The 1,023-nt window shown below is 51.9% G+C and carries 1 protein-coding gene and 1 pseudogene; both read left to right on the top strand.

What is annotated here, in order from left to right; all coding sequences use genetic code 11:
• Window positions 1-790: pseudogene (gene silP / locus FDW88_RS12340) on the top strand (Ag(+)-translocating P-type ATPase SilP); the annotation flags it as partial.
• A gap of 40 nt (window positions 791-830) precedes the next feature.
• Window positions 831-1,023 (top strand): DUF2933 domain-containing protein (locus FDW88_RS12345; protein WP_137362640.1); only part of this gene is annotated, 193 nt, incomplete at its 3' end.

Genomic DNA, 1,023 nt, shown 5'->3' on the forward strand with positions numbered 1-1,023 from the left:
AAAGGGGATCGCAATACCCGCAGTCACTCATTTCGATGCACCGTCGGGTAAAGGTGTCTCAGGCGATGTCGAAGGTCAACGGGTTGTTATTGGTAATGAACTGGCTATGCAGGAAAACAGTATCGTTATTGATAATCAAAAGGCCGTTGCGGATACGTTGCGGATGGAAGGCGCTACCGTTATCTATGTGGCCACAGACGGGGACCTTGCAGGCCTGATAGCTATCTCGGATCCCGTGAAAACAACCACGCCGGATGCGCTTAAAGCTTTGCGTCAGGCGGGGATCCGCATTGTTATGCTCACCGGGGATAACCAGCTTACTGCTGAAGCAGTCGCACGGAAACTGGGAATAGATGAGGTTGAAGCCGGAATTCTGCCGGATGGCAAAAAAGCAGTGATAACCCGACTGAAAGAGTCTGGCCATGTGGTTGCGATGGCCGGAGACGGTGTGAATGATGCCCCGGCGCTGGCAGCGGCTGACGTGGGTATAGCCATGGGAACGGGTACAGATGTGGCAATTGAAAGTGCCGGAGTCACCCTTCTCAAAGGCGACTTGATGATACTGAACAGGGCCCGTCATCTGTCAGAGATCACCATGAAAAATATCCGTCAGAATCTGTTTTTTGCATTTATCTACAACGCACTTGGCGTGCCTGTGGCTGCAGGTCTGCTTTATCCTGTGTATGGAATACTGCTGTCGCCAGTTATTGCGGCGGCGGCCATGGCTCTTTCCTCCGTCAGCGTCATTGTGAATGCGTTGCGTCTGAAAAGTGTCAGGCTCGGGAAATAACACTGAGTGAAGGGTCAGTTACGAACAGAAGGAGTCCAGTATGAAAAGTACCACCTATGCGCTTATTGCTGTCGCCGCGATCGCGGCATTTGCCCTCCTGCGCGAACACTGGTCACATGTGGCAGGTTACTGGCCATATCTGTTATTGCTGGTCTGCCCGCTAATGCATCTTTTCCACGGCCACGGAGGGCATGGAGATCATCAACATCACGGAAGTGAAAACGATAAAAAAA

The sequence above is a fragment of the Citrobacter sp. wls829 genome (assembly GCF_005280825.1).
Taxonomy (GTDB): domain Bacteria; phylum Pseudomonadota; class Gammaproteobacteria; order Enterobacterales; family Enterobacteriaceae; genus Citrobacter; species Citrobacter gillenii.